Below are 16,947 nucleotides of genomic sequence, written 5' to 3'. Positions count from 1 at the left end.
ACCACACGCCAAGATGAGTTAACTTTCATAACCAAGGGAACTCTATGGCTAGGGTGGGGATCTTTGTTGGCACCGTGTATGGCAATGCACAACTGGTGGCTGACGAGGCCGAACGGATTTTGCGTACCGCAGGGCATGATGCCAATATCTATGAGGAAGGCTCGCTGGAAGACTGGCAGCAATACCTCGAGGCTGTGGTACTGGTGGTGACATCCACCACCGGACAAGGTGATTTACCAGATACCATTGCGCCATTATATCTGGCTATGCAAGAGCCGGGGCTGTGGCAGCCAAGCTTGCGCTATGGCGTGATCGCATTAGGTGACAGCAGCTATGAAACCTTCTGCGGCGCCGGACGCAAGTTCGATGCTTTGCTGCAAGAGCAAGGTGCACAGCGGGTAATGAACCGTCTGGAATTGGACGCCACCGAACATCCCGAGCCAGAATTATCTGCTCGCTCGTGGATTGAAGCTTTCTCCAGCGCGCTATAGCGTTTCATTCTGCATTTTCGGTTGTTTTTGCCGCTCGCATGGCGGGCGGCAGTGACCTACTTCCATTACAGGTGGTTGTTTTTTCTACCTGCTGACTCGTTTAGTTAATCGATTTCCTGCAAAGAATCTGTAATTAGTCATATAAAACTGTGATCGCTAACACGTTATTCAGTCGGCGCTTGCCGTTTTAATGGCGACTCTGAGAAAATAGATCTCCGATTTCATTCTTCCGCCCTGCTAATCTCCAGGAGTAGAACATGCCTTCTCGCAAAGAACTTGCTAATGCCATCCGTGTACTGAGTATGGATGCAGTACAAAAAGCCAACTCTGGCCACCCAGGCGCCCCTATGGGGATGGCTGATATTGCCGAAGTTCTGTGGCGTGATTTTCTAAAGCACAACCCGAGCAACCCAGCTTGGGCTGATCGTGACCGTTTCGTGCTGTCTAACGGCCACGGCTCTATGCTGATTTACAGCCTGTTGCACCTGACCGGTTATGACCTGTCTATCGACGATCTGAAGCAATTCCGTCAGATGCACTCTCGCACCCCGGGTCACCCTGAGTACGGTTATGCGCCAGGCGTAGAAACCACTACCGGTCCTCTGGGTCAGGGCATCACCAACGCCGTAGGTATGGCGATGGCTGAAAAAGCGCTGGCCGCGCAGTTTAACCGTCCTGGCCACGACATCGTTGACCACTTCACTTACTGCTTCCTGGGTGATGGCTGCCTGATGGAAGGTATTTCTCACGAAGCCTGCTCTCTGGCCGGTACTCTGGGTCTGGGCAAGCTGGTGGCGTTCTATGATGACAACGGTATCTCTATCGATGGTCACGTAGAAGGCTGGTTCACTGATGACACCGCCATGCGTTTCGAGTCTTACGGCTGGCACGTCGTGCGCGCGGTTGACGGTCACGATGCGGCAGCGATTAAAGCAGCAGTAGAAGAAGCGCAAGCGGTGACTGACAAGCCATCTCTGATCATCTGCAAAACCATCATCGGTTTTGGCTCACCGAACAAGTCTGGCTCTCACGATTGCCACGGTTCACCGCTGGGTGACAAAGAAATTGCTGCGGCACGCGAATTCCTGGGCTGGAAAGAAGCGCCGTTTGTTATTCCTGCAGACATTTACGCTGAGTGGGATGCCAAAGAGAAGGGCCAAGCACAAGAGCACAACTGGGATGCAAAATTTGCTGCGTACCGTGCAGCGTTCCCAGAACTGGCTGCTGAGTTTGAGCGCCGTGTAATCAAGGGCGAGCTGCCAGCAGATTGGGCGGAGAAATCTCAAGCCTTTATCGAGCACCTGCAAGCTAACCCAGCCAAGATTGCTAGCCGTAAAGCGTCACAAAACGCGCTGGAAGCGTTTGGTAAGCTGCTGCCAGAGTTCATGGGCGGCTCCGCTGACTTAGCGCCGTCTAACCTGACCATGTGGTCTGGCTCCAAGTCACTGACTGGCGCTGACATGGGCGGTAACTACATCCATTACGGTGTGCGTGAATTTGGTATGTCCGCCATCATGAACGGTATCGCTCTGCACGGTGGTTTCATTCCATACGGCGCGACTTTCCTGATGTTCATGGAATATGCCCGTAACGCGCTGCGTATGGCTGCCCTGATGAAGCAGCGTTCTATCTTCGTTTACACCCACGACTCTATCGGTCTGGGCGAAGATGGTCCTACTCACCAGCCGGTTGAGCAGATCGCTTCTCTGCGTCTGACACCAAACATGAGCACATGGCGTCCATGTGACCAGGTTGAGTCTGCGGTCGCGTGGAAATACGCGATTGAGCGTCAAGATGGTCCATCATCACTGATCTTCTCACGTCAGAACCTGACTCAGATGGATCGCAGCAGCGAGCAACTGGCCAACATCGCCCGCGGTGGTTATGTACTGAAAGATTGCGCTGGTACGCCTGAGCTGATCTTTATCGCCACTGGCTCCGAAGTTGAGCTGGCTATGCAAGCGGCTGAGCAGCTGACTGCCGAAGGTCGTCAGGTACGTGTCGTGTCTATGCCGGCTACTGACGTATTCGACAAGCAAGACGCCGCTTACCGTGAGTCTGTACTGCCTGCGGCAGTAACCGCGCGTGTTGCGGTAGAAGCGGGTATCGCTGACTTCTGGTACAAGTATGTGGGCTTCGGTGGCCGTATCGTGGGTATGACTACCTTTGGTGAGTCTGCACCGGCAGAGCTGCTGTTCAAAGAGTTCGGCTTCACCGTAGAAAACGTGGTAGCTAAAGCAAAAGAAATTCTGTAATCCAGTTTTCTTATCGTTATTGCTTAACAGCACTGCATAAAAACAAAAAGCTGCCTACGGGCGGCTTTTTTTATACCGGTTTTTTATATCGGTTTTTTTATGTGGGTGATATGCGTTTTATATCCGTTATGGTTGAAAGGATGCGAGGGGCAAGAGACGAGAGCGAAGAGGCAAAGCGCGGGCAGTAAAAAAATGTCCGCCCACTGGGTAAAATAATGGCAGATTGCCAGTCTAATCAATTTCATCAGACAATAGATCCCGCATACTCAAGGTTTTGCTTCCTGCCGGAAGACCTCTGTTTAAAGGACACCCCATAATTATGACTATCCGTGTGGCAATTAACGGCTTTGGCCGGATCGGACGCAGCGTTCTGCGCGCGCTGTACGAAAGTGGAAAACGCGAACAGATGCAGGTGGTGGCGATTAATGAACTCGCCGCACCGGAAGGGATCGCACATTTGTTGCAATACGATTCGACCCATGGACGATTTTCGCGTTCGGTTTGCATTGATGGCGAGACATTAGATGTAGATGGTGATACGATTCAGCTACTGCATATCCGCGAACTTGAACAACTGCCGTGGGCAGAATTGCAGGTGGATGTGGTGCTCGATTGTACCGGTAAATTTGGTAGTCGTGCCGATGGCGAAGCGCATTTGCGCGCCGGTGCTGGCAAGGTGCTGTTCTCGCATCCGGCCGATACCGATATCGATGCGACGGTCATTTATGGCGTGAACCATCAGTTGCTGAAAGCCAGCGACCGGATCGTCTCCAACGGGTCGTGTACCACTAACTGCATCGTGCCGATTATTAAAGTGCTGGATGAAACCTTCGGCATTGATTCGGGCACGGTAACCACCATTCACTCGGCGATGCATGATCAGCCGGTGATTGATGCATACCACAGTGACCTGCGCCGGACTCGCGCGGCGGGCCAGTCTATCATTCCGGTAGACACCAAACTGGCGCGCGGGATTGGTCGGATTTTTCCGAAATTTTCCGACAGGTTTGAAGCTATCGCTGTGCGGGTGCCCACAATAAACGTCACCGCGATGGATTTAAGTGTGACCTTGAGCACGGATGTGAAAGTTTGCAACGTAAACCACGCCCTCGCGCAGGCAGCGCAAGGGGTATTACGTGGTATAGTGGATTATACGGAAGCGCCGTTAGTCTCAATTGATTTTAACCACGACAGCCACAGCGCTATCGTGGACGGGACACAAACCCGGGTGAGCGGTACGCGTCTGGTGAAGACGCTGGTTTGGTGTGATAACGAATGGGGTTTTGCGAATCGCATGCTCGATACCACGCTGGCCATGGCTACAGCCCGGTGACTCGCGAAGAGTGAACGGAAACTGACTGATTGTTTAGGTGTCGGCCACACACGCTGATGGTCGGCATTGAAAATCTTCATGGAATTAAATAGAGGACTCACCATGTCTGTTATCAACATGACTGATCTGGATCTGGCTGGTAAACGCGTACTGATCCGTGCTGACCTGAACGTACCGGTAAAAGAAGGCAAAGTGACTTCTGATGCCCGTATCCGTGCTTCCCTGCCTACCATTGAACTGGCGCTGAAACAAGGCGCAGCAGTAATGGTGACCTCCCACCTGGGTCGTCCGACCGAAGGTGAGTACAACGAAGAATTCTCCCTGCTGCCAGTAGTTAACTACCTGAAAGAAGTGCTGTCTGTACCAGTACGTCTGGCGAAAGACTACCTGGATGGCGTAGAAGTGGCTGCCGGTGAGCTGGTGGTACTGGAAAACGTTCGCTTTAACAAAGGCGAGAAGAAAGACGACGAAGCGCTGTCTAAGAAATACGCTGCGCTGTGTGACGTGTTCGTGATGGATGCATTCGGTACTGCTCACCGTGCACAAGCGTCTACGCACGGTGTGGCTAAGTTTGCACCAATTGCTTGCTCCGGTCCGCTGCTGTCTGCTGAGCTGGATGCACTGGGTAAAGCAATGAAGAACCCTGCTCGTCCGATGGTTGCTATCGTGGGCGGCTCTAAAGTGTCTACCAAACTGACTGTGCTGGAGTCTCTGTCGACTATCGCCGATCAGCTGGTGGTAGGTGGCGGTATCGCTAACACCTTCATCGCTGCAGCGGGCCACAATGTGGGCAAATCCCTGTGCGAAAACGATCTGATTGACACTGCTAAAGCACTGGCTGCTAAGTGTGATATCCCAGTGACCACTGACGTAGTCGTGGGTAAAGAGTTCTCTGAATCAACCCCAGCGACTATCAAAGCGGTTGCTGAAGTGTCTGATGATGACATGATTTTCGACATCGGCCCTGATTCAGCAAAAGTGCTGGCTGACATCATCATGAACGCGAAGACCATTTTGTGGAACGGTCCAGTTGGCGTGTTTGAATTTGATCAGTTCGCTAAAGGTACTGAAGTGATTGCTAAAGCGATTGCTGAATCTCCAGCGTTCTCTATCGCTGGCGGTGGTGACACCCTGGCCGCTATCGACAAGTTCGGTATCGCAGACAAAGTTTCCTACATCTCTACTGGCGGCGGCGCTTTCCTGGAATTCGTGGAAGGTAAAGTACTGCCAGCGGTTGCGATGCTGGAAGCGCGCGCAAAAGCGTAATTTAATCTGAAGCCGGGGCGAGTCTCCGGCTTCTATTCTTCAGGCGTGCCGCTGGTATCCCTCAGACAACCTTGTTTGTTTTGAGCGCGATAGCAAGCACATCAGGTACGCCGGTTTTCTGTTTAACGGCAGGTTTGGCCATCGGGCAAGCAACATCGGTTATACTGCTATGTAATCGGTTGCGTATGGAAAGAAACACGGCGCGTGCCACTTCTTTCTCAGCTTTAGGCTGGCATTGCCGGGGTACCGCCGCCGTGTTGGCGGTCAAAACCGACAGAGTAAAACTTTTTTCTACAATCACGGCTGACGAAACAGGACTAGGAACATGTCTAAGATTTTTGATTTCGTAAAACCAGGCGTTATCACCGGTGATGACGTTCAGAAAGTGTTTGAAGTGGCAAAAGCCAACAACTTTGCGCTGCCTGCGGTAAACGTAGTCGGTACTGACTCTGTGAACGCGGTACTGGAAGCGGCGGCGAAAGTTCGTGCGCCAGTGATTGTTCAGTTCTCTAACGGTGGTGCGCAGTTCTTCGCCGGTAAAGGTCTGAAACTGGAAGGTCAACAAGCAGCCATTCTGGGTGCGGTATCTGGTGCTAAGCACGTTCACGCAGTGGCTGAAGCTTACGGCGTGCCTGTGATCCTGCACACTGACCACGCAGCGAAGAAACTGCTGCCATGGATCGACGGCCTGCTGGCTGCCGGTGAGAAGCACTTTGCTGAAACTGGCAAACCACTGTTCTCTTCTCACATGCTGGATCTGTCTGAAGAGTCTCTGGAAGAAAACATCGACATCTGCTGCGAGTACCTGACTCGTATGGCGAAGATGAACATGACTCTGGAGCTGGAACTGGGTTGCACCGGTGGTGAAGAAGATGGCGTAGATAACAGCCATCTGGACCAGTCTTCCCTGTACACTCAGCCAGAAGACGTGGCTTACGCTTACGAGCGTCTGAGCAAAATCAGCCCACGTTTCACTATCGCGGCATCTTTCGGTAACGTACACGGTGTGTACAAGCCAGGTAACGTGAAACTGACTCCATCCATTCTGGATGCTTCTCAGAAGTACGTTTCCGAGAAATTTGGTCTGCCAGCTAAGTCTCTGAACTTCGTATTCCACGGTGGTTCAGGCTCTACTGCAGAAGAAATCTCCGAGTCTATCAGCTACGGTGTGGTGAAGATGAACATCGACACCGATACCCAGTGGGCGACTTGGGAAGGTGTTCTGGAGTACTACAAGAAGAACGAAGCGTATCTGCAAGGCCAGCTGGGTAACCCAGAAGGCGCGGATAAGCCGAACAAAAAATACTATGACCCACGTGTATGGCTGCGTTCTGCGCAAACCAGCATGATTGCGCGTCTGGAAAAAGCATTCAAAGAACTGAACGCGATTGATGTTCTGTAATCTGATTTAATATCAGTGATATATTCTAACCCCAGCAGAAATGTTGGGGTTATTTTTTACGCAAAGATAAAAACCTGTCAGCATTAATCTGCATATCTGTATTTCCCCCGTGCATTATTTGCGATACTATTCGCCCGCATTGCAGCTGTAATATTCACCATTTTTTAAAACAGTGACATTATTATTCTTGGTGCAATAGGCTGTATTTTTTCTTTATTTCTTCTTCCGCTTGATATGCAAAGCGAATAGTAAAATGGTAAGGCAAAGTCATGAAAAATATTGACCCGTCCGTTCTTAAGCCGCTTGATGTGGTGGACAGTATTCAGCATGCCAGTAGTTGGGTTGTTGATAATCAGGCATTACTGATCCAGTACGCTGTGAATCTGGTTGCGGCATTCCTGATTTTTATTTTCGGTTGGTTAGTGGCGCGCATTGTTTCTAATGGCGTGCATAACTTGATGGAGAAAAAAGGCCTGGATCGCGCGGTCAGCCATTTTGTGCGCTCTTTGGTGCGTTACTCCATTATTATCTTCACCTTGGTGGCGGCATTAGGTCGCGTCGGGGTACAGACATCGTCAGTGATTGCGGTGATCGGTGCGGCGAGCTTGGCAGTGGGCTTGGCGCTGCAAGGCTCCCTGTCTAACTTCGCGGCGGGTGTGCTGATTGTCGGCTTCCGTCCGTTCCGCGCCGGTGACGTGGTGGATTTGGGCGGCGTGAGCGGTACCGTTGAGAGCGTCCAGATTTTCTCTACCGTGCTGTGCACGGCAGACCGCAAAACCGTGATTATCCCGAACGCCAGCATCATGAGCGGTCGCATTATCAACTTCTCTTTGGAAGAGAAGCGCCGTATTGATCTGGTGATCAGCGTAGGCTACGAAGCCGATATCGATCAGGTAAAAGCGGTGCTGACTGAGGTGGTAAAAGCCGACTCTCGCGTGCTGGCCGATATGGATTGCACTATTCGTCTGATGACTATGGGTGCGTCATCACTGGATTTTGTGGTGCGTCCGTGGGTGAAAAATGCTGACTATTGGGCGGTATATTTTGACCTGATGGAGAATATTAAAAAGGCGCTGGATGCCAACAAAATTAATATTCCGTATCCGCAGATGGATGTCCATATGCGTACCGTCAGTAACGATCAATAATCGCTGAGCGAATAAGCACTAATACGCGATTGTCTGATGGAAAATAATCACTGGGTGAAACTAATTTGAGTTTTACCCAGTGCGTAAAATACCGGCTGAGATTGAATAAATAGGCGCTATTGATAGCGTTGTAATAATTCACGCTAGGCGGTTATTTTGCCTCGATACTTTCAATATTCTCGCTGTTTTTGAAACGGTAGCGTTTAACCGGATAACGCGTCGAGTGTTTGAGTGTGCGAGTACGATGATGAATCAGAATATAAAGCGCCGTTAGGCGCTTTTTTTCTGGGCGAATGTTGGCTTAGCACAAGGCGAGTGATGATAGAAAATGCGGCGTCATTGTCGCTAAGCGGCCTAGCCCGCAGCAGGTTATTTCTGGTTACATTAAAAATGGAATAGGGCTGTTTTTTTGCAGTCTAATCAGCACAGTATAAGCTCTAGATAAATGCGGTTGTTCACGTGTTATGGCGCAGTGCTTAGGCTTAGGTACACATGAAAACGCATGAGAACCTAGCTACAGGGTGCATGGGGATACACTCATGGATAAAAACGGCATGAATAACTGCGCCAGCGTGAACCATCCCAAACAGGCGATAGCAAGGAGTCTGATGTGAATCTGAAAGCATTAACCATCGCAGTAGTGTTGGCCATGGCGCCAGCAGTGAGTATGGCGGCCGAGTTACCTGAACTGCCAACTTTGGCCACTGTCGGGTATGGCGTGATTGATGCCAAGCCGAATATGGCAACGCTGTCGATTGAGGTCAACCAAACCGCGTCCACCGCCGCCAAAGCCAAGGCGCTGGCGGATGAGAAAGTGGCGGCTTACTTTAGTTTCCTAGAGAAAAACGGGGTAGCGACCAAAGACATCAATGCGGCCAATTTGCAGACTCAGCCTGAATATGAGTACGTCAAAGATCAGAGCCCGAAAATTATCGGTTACCGCGCTATCCGTAACGTGGAAGTCAAGTTGATGGACTTGAGCAAGCTGAATACCCTGATGGATGGCGCACTGAAAGCGGGCCTGAATGACATTCAGGGCATTCAGATGGGCGTATCTGATCCGGCGGCGTACCAGCAGCAAGCACGTGCAGCGGCGATTCAAGATGCCCAGAGCAAAGCCAAATCAGTAGCCAGTGGTTTCGGCGTGAAGTTGGGGGAAGTGTATCGCATTCGCTATGACACCAATCCGCAGCCACGCCCAATGCCACCGATGCTGCGTATGGCTGCCTTTGCTGCGCCAGATAACGCTAAAGTGAACGAAACTTATCAGCAGCAAAACCTGCACTTTACCGATCAGGTAGATGTGGTTTACACGCTGAACAAATAAGCCGGTATCGGCTGACATTGTGTAAATGCAGGCGCCGTTTGGCGCCTGTTGCGTTTATGCAGCTTTACTCATGCAAAGTGACCTCCTCGAATGGCGTGGGGCGCGCGAGTGTAAAAGCGTCAGTAAAGCGCACTTCCCAGTAGAAGCAGGTTCGCTATTAAGAGAAGCAAGCAGGGGCCGGCGGATGACGGTATAATTGCCGCACACCCATTCTCGGAGGATAGCGGGATGACACAAGACGAATTGAAAAAAGCAGTTGGCTGGGCGGCACTTGATTATGTGCAGCCGGGCAGTATTGTCGGGGTAGGTACAGGATCCACCGTAAACCACTTTATCGATGCGCTCGGTACTATGAGCGATAAGATCAAAGGGGCGGTATCCAGCTCGGAAGCCTCTACGGCGCGTTTGCGTGCGCTCGGCATTGAAGTGTTCGATGCCAACGAAGTGGGTTCACTGGATGTGTACGTGGATGGTGCGGATGAAATCAACCCGTACATGCAAATGATCAAAGGCGGCGGCGCAGCGCTGACGCGTGAGAAGATTGTGGCTGCCATTGCTAAGCAGTTTGTTTGTATCGTGGATGCGAGCAAGCAGGTGGATGTGCTGGGCGAGTTTCCACTGCCGGTGGAAGTGATCCCGATGGCGCGTTCGTATGTGGCGCGTCAGTTGGTGAAGCTGGGCGGCAATCCAGTGTACCGCCAAGGCGTGAAGACCGATAACGGCAACGTGATCTTGGATGTGCATGGCTTGTCGATTGTCGATCCGAAAGGCTTGGAAAACCAGATCAACAACATCGTGGGTGTGGTGACCGTGGGTCTATTTGCACAGCGCGGTGCCGATGTAGTGCTGGTGGGCTCCGCCGATGGCGTGAAAACCCTGAAAGACTAAGCGCGGTCGCGTTTAGCGTGGCTGGCGCAGGCTGATGATGCGGCGCTGGTCGATAAGGCATTGTTTTTTGTCGTGCTATTTTTCGGTAGCCGAGCAAAGAGCAATGCCTTTTTGTTTGCCGCTAAATCCCTCTTAAGTTAGTGGTTATTTTTCTACCACAATGGATGAAATGTGTACTTACCCCTGTGGAATTTTTCTGTTATGTTGATTTTAAGATTGTGCGGATGTGATTCAGCGCAAGAAAATCAACATTAAAGGAATGATGTAAGGACGTAAGTATGGCCAAGGTTTCACTGGAGAAGGACAAGATTAAATTCCTACTGCTAGAAGGGGTGCATCCAAAAGCGGTGGATTTATTGCGTTCGGCCGGTTATAGCAATATCGAATACCACAAAGGTGCGCTGGATACCGCGGCGTTGAAAGAGGCGATCCGCGATGCTCACTTTGTCGGACTGCGCTCGCGCACCCAACTGACTTCCGAGGTCATTGCAGCGGCTGAGAAGCTGGTGGCAATCGGTTGCTTTTGCATCGGAACGAATCAAGTGGATTTAGTGGCCGCGCAAAAACGCGGGATCCCGGTATTCAATGCGCCGTTCTCCAATACCCGTTCGGTTGCTGAAATGGTGCTGGGGGAGATCTTACTGCTGCTGCGTCGTATCCCAGAAGCCAATGCGCGTGCCCACCGTGGTGAGTGGAACAAGGCCGCCGATGGCTCTTATGAAGCGCGCGGCAAGAAGCTGGGGATCATCGGTTATGGGCATATCGGCACCCAGCTTGGTATTTTGGCCGAAGCGGTGGGGTTGAATGTCTTTTTCTACGATATCGAAACCAAGCTGCCGCTCGGTAATGCCACCCAAGTTTCTAGCTTAACTGACCTGTTGAACATGAGTGATGTGGTGTCACTGCATGTGCCGGAAACTCCGTCGACTAAAGAGATGATTGGCGCGGCGGAGCTGGCGTTCATGAAGCCGGGTTCGATTTTGATCAATGCATCGCGCGGTACGGTGGTGGAAATTCCATCGCTGTGTAATGCGCTTGCTTCGCGTCATCTGGCGGGGGCGGCGATTGATGTGTTCCCTACTGAGCCGGCTACCAATAAAGATCCGTTTACCTCGCCACTGTGCGAGTTTGATAACGTGCTGCTGACGCCGCATATCGGCGGTTCAACCCAAGAAGCGCAGGAAAATATCGGGCTGGAAGTGGCCGGTAAATTTATCAAGTATTCGGATAACGGCTCAACCTTGTCGGCGGTGAACTTCCCTGAAGCGTCGTTGCCAGGGCATGGCAATGCCAGCCGTCTGCTGCATATTCATGAAAACCGTCCGGGCATTTTGACCCAGATTAACCAGATTTTTGCCGAAGAAGGCGCCAATATCGCCGCACAATACCTGCAAACCACGCCAGAGATTGGTTATGTGGTGATTGATGTGGAAACCGAGCAGGCGGAACGGGCGCTGCTGCGCATGAAGCAGATCCCAGGCACCATTCGCGCACGAATTTTGTACTGATCCTCTCTCCCTGTTTTGCGCAGTCTTTGCGTATCTTTTCCCACCGGTCTTGTTTAAGGCCGGTTTTTTTATCTCTGCATTTGCTGTCGTTTTTCTTTCCGGTTAGTTGTTGCGCTTGCACAAAATAAAAGGTGCATATAATATGCATGTTAATGATGCATTTTAGATACCGTTTATGTCGTGCTCTGTGTTGGTGCGGTATTGTGCTGGCCGGTGTGAGAAACGCGTGATGTGCGCGAGTCACCAGTCAAGTGCTAATTCGATACCCAAGTTCTAGTTCAATACCTAGGTGCATCAATACACAAGAGCCAAGGCAACAGGAGGATATATGGATTGGCTGACTTGCCGCGTGGGCGAGCTCGTGGCGCAAGATTTTCGCGCGGCACATGTGTTTAGCCGTTTTGGCGTGGATTTTTGTTGTGGCGGAGGTCGCACCTTGGCGGCGGCGTGTGAGCGGGCGGGTGCCGAGCCACAGGCGGTGGTGGCAGAACTCAATGCGCTGACTGAACAAGGTAGCGCAGAAACGGTGTGGGCTGAACTCACGGATGAGGCGCTGATCCAGCATATTGTGGATACCCACCATGCTTACATTCGCCGCACCGCGCCGCTGCTGTTGGAATACAGCGAGAAGATGGTACGCGCTCACGGAGAGCGTTATCCGGAAATTCGTCCGTTGGCGGGCTTTATCCGTGCGTTGATGGATGACTTAGTGCCGCATTTGATGAAAGAAGAGCAAATCTTGTTCCCGGCGATGCGAGATTTGAGTCAAGGTGTGGTGCGTGAAACCTGCTTTGGTCATATTGGTAACCCAATCCGTGCGATGGAGCATGAACATCAAGATGCCGGCCAAATAATGGCGCGTTTGCGGGAAATGACCCAAGGCTTTGTTCCACCGGAGTATGCGTGCACCACGTGGCGCGTGTGTTTGGCGACCTTGGCCGAGTTTGAGGCCGATTTGCACCAGCATATCCATCTGGAAAACAACATTCTGTTCCCACGCATGCTGGCGAAAGCGGCACCTGCTGCATAAATTGCAGGGCGGCGACGGAATAGCTGCTATGGAATAGAGAATAAAAAAACGGCCATCCATAGATGGCCGTTTTTGGTTACGCCTGCGAGTATCGCTTACTTGGCTAACTTACTTGCATAGCTAGCGTACTCGCATCGCTCGTTAGCCGAGATTAGCTGTGCGTCATCTCATTGGCGCGAATGCGGAAGAACACGGTGTACACCACCGGCACCACAAACAAGGTCAGAACTGTCGCGAAGCCCAGACCGAACATGATGGTGACCGCCATGGATTTGAAGAACGGATCGAACAGCAGTGGCGCCACCCCCAAAATGGTAGTGATAGCCCCCATGGCGACCGGCCGTACCCGCGAGCGGGATGATTCCAGCACCGCGCGCAAACGCGGCTTGCCTTCGCGGATCTCCAAATCTATCTGATCGACCAACACGATAGCGTTTTTGATCAGCATGCCGGTGAGGCTGAGGAACGCCAACATGGCCATAAACTCAAACGGCGTTTGCGTTACCACCAAGCCAAAGCTCACCCCCACGACCGCCAATGGCACGATCATCCAGATAATCAGCGGCTGGCGAATGGCGTTAAACAGCGCCACCACAGTAAACACCATCGCTGCAAACGCGATTGGCAAGATTTGCATGATCCCCGCGTTAGCATCGGACGAATCACCAAACTCACCGCCCCAGCTCAGGCTGTAACCCGGCGGCAGTGGGATCGCTTCGACTTTCGCGCGCACGCGGTTAAACACCACCCCAGTGAGCTCGGTAGCCGGATCGCCTTGTACCTTGATGGTCGGGAAGCGATCGACGCGGCGGATAATGGCGTTTTCCCATTGCGGCTCCAGACGCAGCAAATACTGGCTCAGCGGCACGGTCTGCTGACTGCCAGCCGGCAAGACGCGCACGTTATACAGTGCATCGACCTGATCACGCTCCGCTGCTGGCGGACGCGCGACCACCGGCAGCAGATCACTGCCGCGCTGGTATTGGGCAATGGTAGTGCCGTTAAAGTAGTTGCTGGCGGCCAGATCCAAATCGCTGGCGTTAAAGCCGCTTTGACGCGCTTTCGCTTCGTTCCAGACCGGTTGGATCACTTTCACCGGCTGACGCCAGTCATCTTTAATCGCCGTCATACCGCCATCATCGATGTAAATCTGACGGGCTTTGGCGGCCAGTGAGCGCAGCACTTTCGGATCTGGGCCACTGAATTTCGCTTCAATCTTCGAGCCGCCACCAGGGCCGAGCTGGAACTTCCAGACTTTCGGCATTGCATCTGGGTAGTTTTGCTCGATGAAGCTGCGAATTTGCGGCATCAGGGCATCAATCTTGCGCCAGTCATCCACATCCACCAGTAACTGGGCGTAGCTGGTATTCGGCTCTTCCGCGCCATATACCAACATAAAGCGCAGGCCACCGGCACCGACCAGTGTGGTGGTGGCGGTTACATCCGGCAGGGTCTGTACAAACTCGGCAATTTCGCCGACTTCTTTGTTAGTACGCTCGATGTTGGTGCCTTGCGGCAACCAGTAATCCACCACAAATTGTGCGCGCGTTGAGGCTGGGAAAAAACCCGGCGGCACGTATTTGAGGCCGACTACCGCCAGCACCAGAAGGACTAAACACGCGCCCAGCGTTGGCCAGCGCAGACGGATACAGGCCGCCAGCAGACGCTGATAACCGAGCAAAAACTTGCCAGTCCCGGCGTTCGGGTTTGGCTTGGTGTTTTTGAACAGCAATACGCAGAACAGTGGCGTTAGGGTAACGGCCAGCAACCAGCTCATCAGCATGGAGTACAAAATCACCCAGAACAGACTACCGGCATATTCACCGGTGTTATCCGGTGACAGGCCGATGGCACTGAACGCCATGATGCCGACTACCGTACCTCCGAGCAGTGGCCACTGAGTTTGCTTGACGATTTTCAGCGCCGCATCGCGCGGCGATTCGCCTTGTTGGCTGCGGATCAAAATCCCTTCGGTCACCACGATGGCGTTATCCACCAGCATGCCGAGGGCGATAATCAGCGCGCCGAGTGAGATCCGGTGCATGTCGATGCCATCGAACTGCATGATGATCAAGGTCGCCGCCACGGTCAGCAGCAGAACAAAGCCAATCAGCAGACCCGAGCGCATGCCCATGAACAGCAGCAAGGTGACCACCACAATCAGTACCGCGGCAATCAGGTTATCGACGAAATCGCCAATTGAGGCATCTACGGTTTCGCCCTGATGAGAGATAACCTTAAGCTGCATTCCCAGCGGAATGCGTGATTCTAGCTCGGCCAAACGGGCGCTAACCTTTTCACCGAGGGTCACGATGTTACCGCCGGAGATATTGCTGATCCCCAGACCAATCGCCGGCTGACCATCAAAGTACAGCAGGCTGGTGGCTGGCTCGCGATAGCCCAATGACACCTGACCGATATCGCCAAGACGGAAAGTCTGGCCTTTGCCGTCACTGAGCAGCAGTTCGTTCAGCGCGCTGACATCCGCAATAGTGTTCATCGGGCCGACGGCCAGTCGCTCAGGGCCGACATCAATATTGGCGGTGGCCGTCGGGGTAATGGCATTACGCAGCTGCTGATAAATCTGCTCTGGTTGCAAGCCTAGGTTAGCCAGCTTACCGGTTGGGATCTCCAGATACACTTGCTCGGGCTGATCGCCCCACAGTGCCACTTTCGCCACCCCCGGCACTAATGCCAGCTCTTTACGCAGCATATCGGCGGTCTGTTTGAGCTCGCTAAAGCTGTAGCCTTCACCCGTTAAGGCGTAGAACAGGCCGTACACATCCCCGAAGTCATCATCAATCAGGATTGGGCCGGCGCCCGGCGGCAATTGACGTTCCACCGCCTGCATTTTGCGGCGCAGTTTGTCCCAAATTTGCTGCAGGCTTTCTTTGTCGTAGGCTACGCGCGCTTCAAATTGCACGCTGGAGAGTCCGCGATAAGAGTTAGAGCGGATTTCATCCACTTCTGGCAGCTGTTGCAGCGCCTCTTCAATTTTGTCGGTGACTTGGGTGGCGACTTGCTCCGCACTGGCGCCCGGAAATGGCGTCGTGATGGCAGCTACCCGAATCGTAAATTCAGGGTCTTCAAAGCGGCCAAGCTTTTGAAAGCTGGAATAACCAGCCAGCAGCAGCAAGATCACCAAAAAGGCGCTGACGACTTTTTTATCGATAAAGAATCTGACGAGATTCATCCGCGCTCCTTATTGCGTGACCAACGGATGAACCGGCATGCCTGCCTGCACCGCGTGCACGCCAGCAATGATGATTTGTTCACCGGCGCTCAGGCCGCTGATAACTTCTATGTTGTTGCCCTGAATCTGTCCGGTTTTTACTGGCACTTTTTCGGTCAACTGAGTGGTCGGGTTATAGCGCCAGACATAGTGCTCACCGTTGTCGCTGTCACTCAGTACGGCGACCGCGGGGATCAACCAATGTGCATTGGCTTGGTCGCTGGCCGGTGGATTGCCCGCGCCAACGGTCACCGTCATGCCGGAGAACAGACTCAAATCGGCTGGCGCAGGCATGCGCAGCACCACTTCATAGGTACCGGTCAGCGGATCAGGCTCTTTCGCCACAGAGTGGAAACTTAAGGCAAATTCACGTCCTGGAATGCCTTCGATACGGGCAAACAGCGGCGTATTGCGGTCATGGCGCTCCAGCAAATTACGCTCGGTAACGTGCAAGCGGATCTCAAAATAGCTGACATCCTGCACAATCACGACAGGCTGCTTGGCATTGATATTTTCGTGGTTGTTGACCAGCACGCGGCTCACGATGCCATTAAACGGCGCGGTGATTTGTGTATCGCGCAGCGCTTTACGGGCTTGCTCCAGCGCAGATTTTGCCACCGCTGATTGGGTGCGCAGTTTTTCTAACTCGGCGCGGGAAATGGCTTGCTTGCCATTAAACAGGGTCTGGCCACGCAGATAATCGGCATGTGCGCGCTGATATTCGGCTTCCGCGCTACGCACTTTACTGGCGAAGTCACGGTTATCCAGTTGCGCCAGTACCTGACCGGCCTTGATGGCTTGCCCTTCCTGAGCAGGTAACTGTACCAGTCGGCCAGCCACTTCAAAGGCTAGCTCCGCCCGTTGTCCCGCTTCCAGACGACCAGGCAGGGTCGCGGTGTTATGGGTTTCGGTGGCGATGGTATACAGCTTCACGGGGCGTGATACCGGCACTTGAGGTGCTTCGGCATCCGGTTTACAGCCCTGCAGTAACAGGGTCAGGGTGATAAGGGGCAAAGCAATGCGCAACTTCATGCAACAACCTTATTAAATGCTCGTCCTGATGATGA

At 52.7% G+C, this 16,947-nt stretch carries 13 protein-coding genes; 10 read left to right on the top strand and 3 right to left on the bottom strand.

Annotation, left to right across the window (positions count from 1 at the left end):
* Positions 1–44 precede the first annotated feature (44 nt).
* From NCTC9997_RS11720 to pgk, 4 genes are all read left to right on the top strand, one after another.
* Positions 45–491: a flavodoxin gene (locus NCTC9997_RS11720; RefSeq protein WP_010864410.1), complete on the top strand. Its 447-nt coding sequence runs from the start codon at positions 45–47 to the stop codon at positions 489–491.
* A gap of 257 nt (positions 492–748) precedes the next feature.
* Complete coding sequence (gene tkt / locus NCTC9997_RS11715) at positions 749–2,746, top strand: transketolase (RefSeq protein WP_064978116.1); 1,998 nt, start codon at positions 749–751, stop codon at positions 2,744–2,746.
* Between the two features lie 319 nt (positions 2,747–3,065).
* A complete protein-coding gene (gene epd / locus NCTC9997_RS11710) occupies positions 3,066–4,079 on the top strand; it encodes an erythrose-4-phosphate dehydrogenase (protein ID WP_010864408.1) in 1,014 nt (337 codons plus the stop codon).
* A gap of 102 nt (positions 4,080–4,181) precedes the next feature.
* Entirely contained in the window at positions 4,182–5,345 is a 1,164-nt protein-coding gene (gene pgk, locus NCTC9997_RS11705; protein ID WP_039045184.1) for a phosphoglycerate kinase, read from the top strand.
* A 61-nt stretch (positions 5,346–5,406) separates the two neighbouring features.
* On the opposite strand, the gene NCTC9997_RS11700 is transcribed toward pgk, so the two are convergent.
* Positions 5,407–5,646, bottom strand: a complete 240-nt coding sequence (locus NCTC9997_RS11700) for a hypothetical protein (protein ID WP_139799992.1) — start codon at positions 5,644–5,646, stop codon at positions 5,407–5,409.
* Between the two features lie 24 nt (positions 5,647–5,670).
* Here NCTC9997_RS11700 and fbaA point away from each other — a divergent pair, with 24 nt between their 5' ends.
* The 6 genes from fbaA (at position 5,671) to ric (ending at position 12,648) form a co-directional block, all read left to right on the top strand.
* Entirely contained in the window at positions 5,671–6,747 is a 1,077-nt protein-coding gene (gene fbaA, locus NCTC9997_RS11695; RefSeq protein WP_010864406.1) for a class II fructose-bisphosphate aldolase, read from the top strand.
* A 269-nt stretch (positions 6,748–7,016) separates the two neighbouring features.
* Complete coding sequence (gene mscS, locus NCTC9997_RS11690) at positions 7,017–7,895, top strand: small-conductance mechanosensitive channel MscS (protein WP_010864405.1); 879 nt, start codon at positions 7,017–7,019, stop codon at positions 7,893–7,895.
* A 610-nt stretch (positions 7,896–8,505) separates the two neighbouring features.
* On the top strand, positions 8,506–9,222 hold the full coding sequence (locus NCTC9997_RS11685; protein ID WP_064978115.1) for an oxidative stress defense protein: 717 nt from the start codon (positions 8,506–8,508) through the stop codon (positions 9,220–9,222).
* Positions 9,223–9,450: 228 nt separating this feature from the next.
* Positions 9,451–10,110, top strand: coding sequence for a ribose-5-phosphate isomerase RpiA (rpiA, locus tag NCTC9997_RS11680; RefSeq protein ID WP_010864403.1), 660 nt, complete (start codon positions 9,451–9,453; stop codon positions 10,108–10,110).
* A 278-nt stretch (positions 10,111–10,388) separates the two neighbouring features.
* Positions 10,389–11,618, top strand: coding sequence for a phosphoglycerate dehydrogenase (gene serA, locus NCTC9997_RS11675; protein WP_010864402.1), 1,230 nt, complete (start codon positions 10,389–10,391; stop codon positions 11,616–11,618).
* Positions 11,619–11,946: 328 nt separating this feature from the next.
* Positions 11,947–12,648 carry an iron-sulfur cluster repair di-iron protein gene (ric, locus tag NCTC9997_RS11670; RefSeq protein ID WP_064978114.1) on the top strand — a complete coding sequence of 234 codons (702 nt, stop codon included), beginning with the start codon at positions 11,947–11,949 and terminating at the stop codon, positions 12,646–12,648.
* A gap of 151 nt (positions 12,649–12,799) precedes the next feature.
* Here ric and NCTC9997_RS11665 read toward each other — a convergent pair whose 3' ends face one another.
* The gene (locus NCTC9997_RS11665; RefSeq protein ID WP_064978113.1) at positions 12,800–15,841 is read right to left on the bottom strand and encodes an efflux RND transporter permease subunit; all 3,042 of its coding nucleotides are present in this window, start codon (positions 15,839–15,841) and stop codon (positions 12,800–12,802) included.
* Between the two features lie 9 nt (positions 15,842–15,850).
* Positions 15,851–16,912, bottom strand: coding sequence for an efflux RND transporter periplasmic adaptor subunit (locus tag NCTC9997_RS11660; RefSeq protein WP_064978112.1), 1,062 nt, complete (start codon positions 16,910–16,912; stop codon positions 15,851–15,853).
* Positions 16,913–16,947: the final 35 nt, after the last annotated feature.

It is taken from the genome of Plesiomonas shigelloides (assembly GCF_900087055.1).
GTDB lineage: Bacteria > Pseudomonadota > Gammaproteobacteria > Enterobacterales > CAMTGL01 > Plesiomonas > Plesiomonas shigelloides.
Note: the sequence above shows the minus strand (reverse complement) of the source record. Positions and strands in the feature narration are given on the sequence as shown.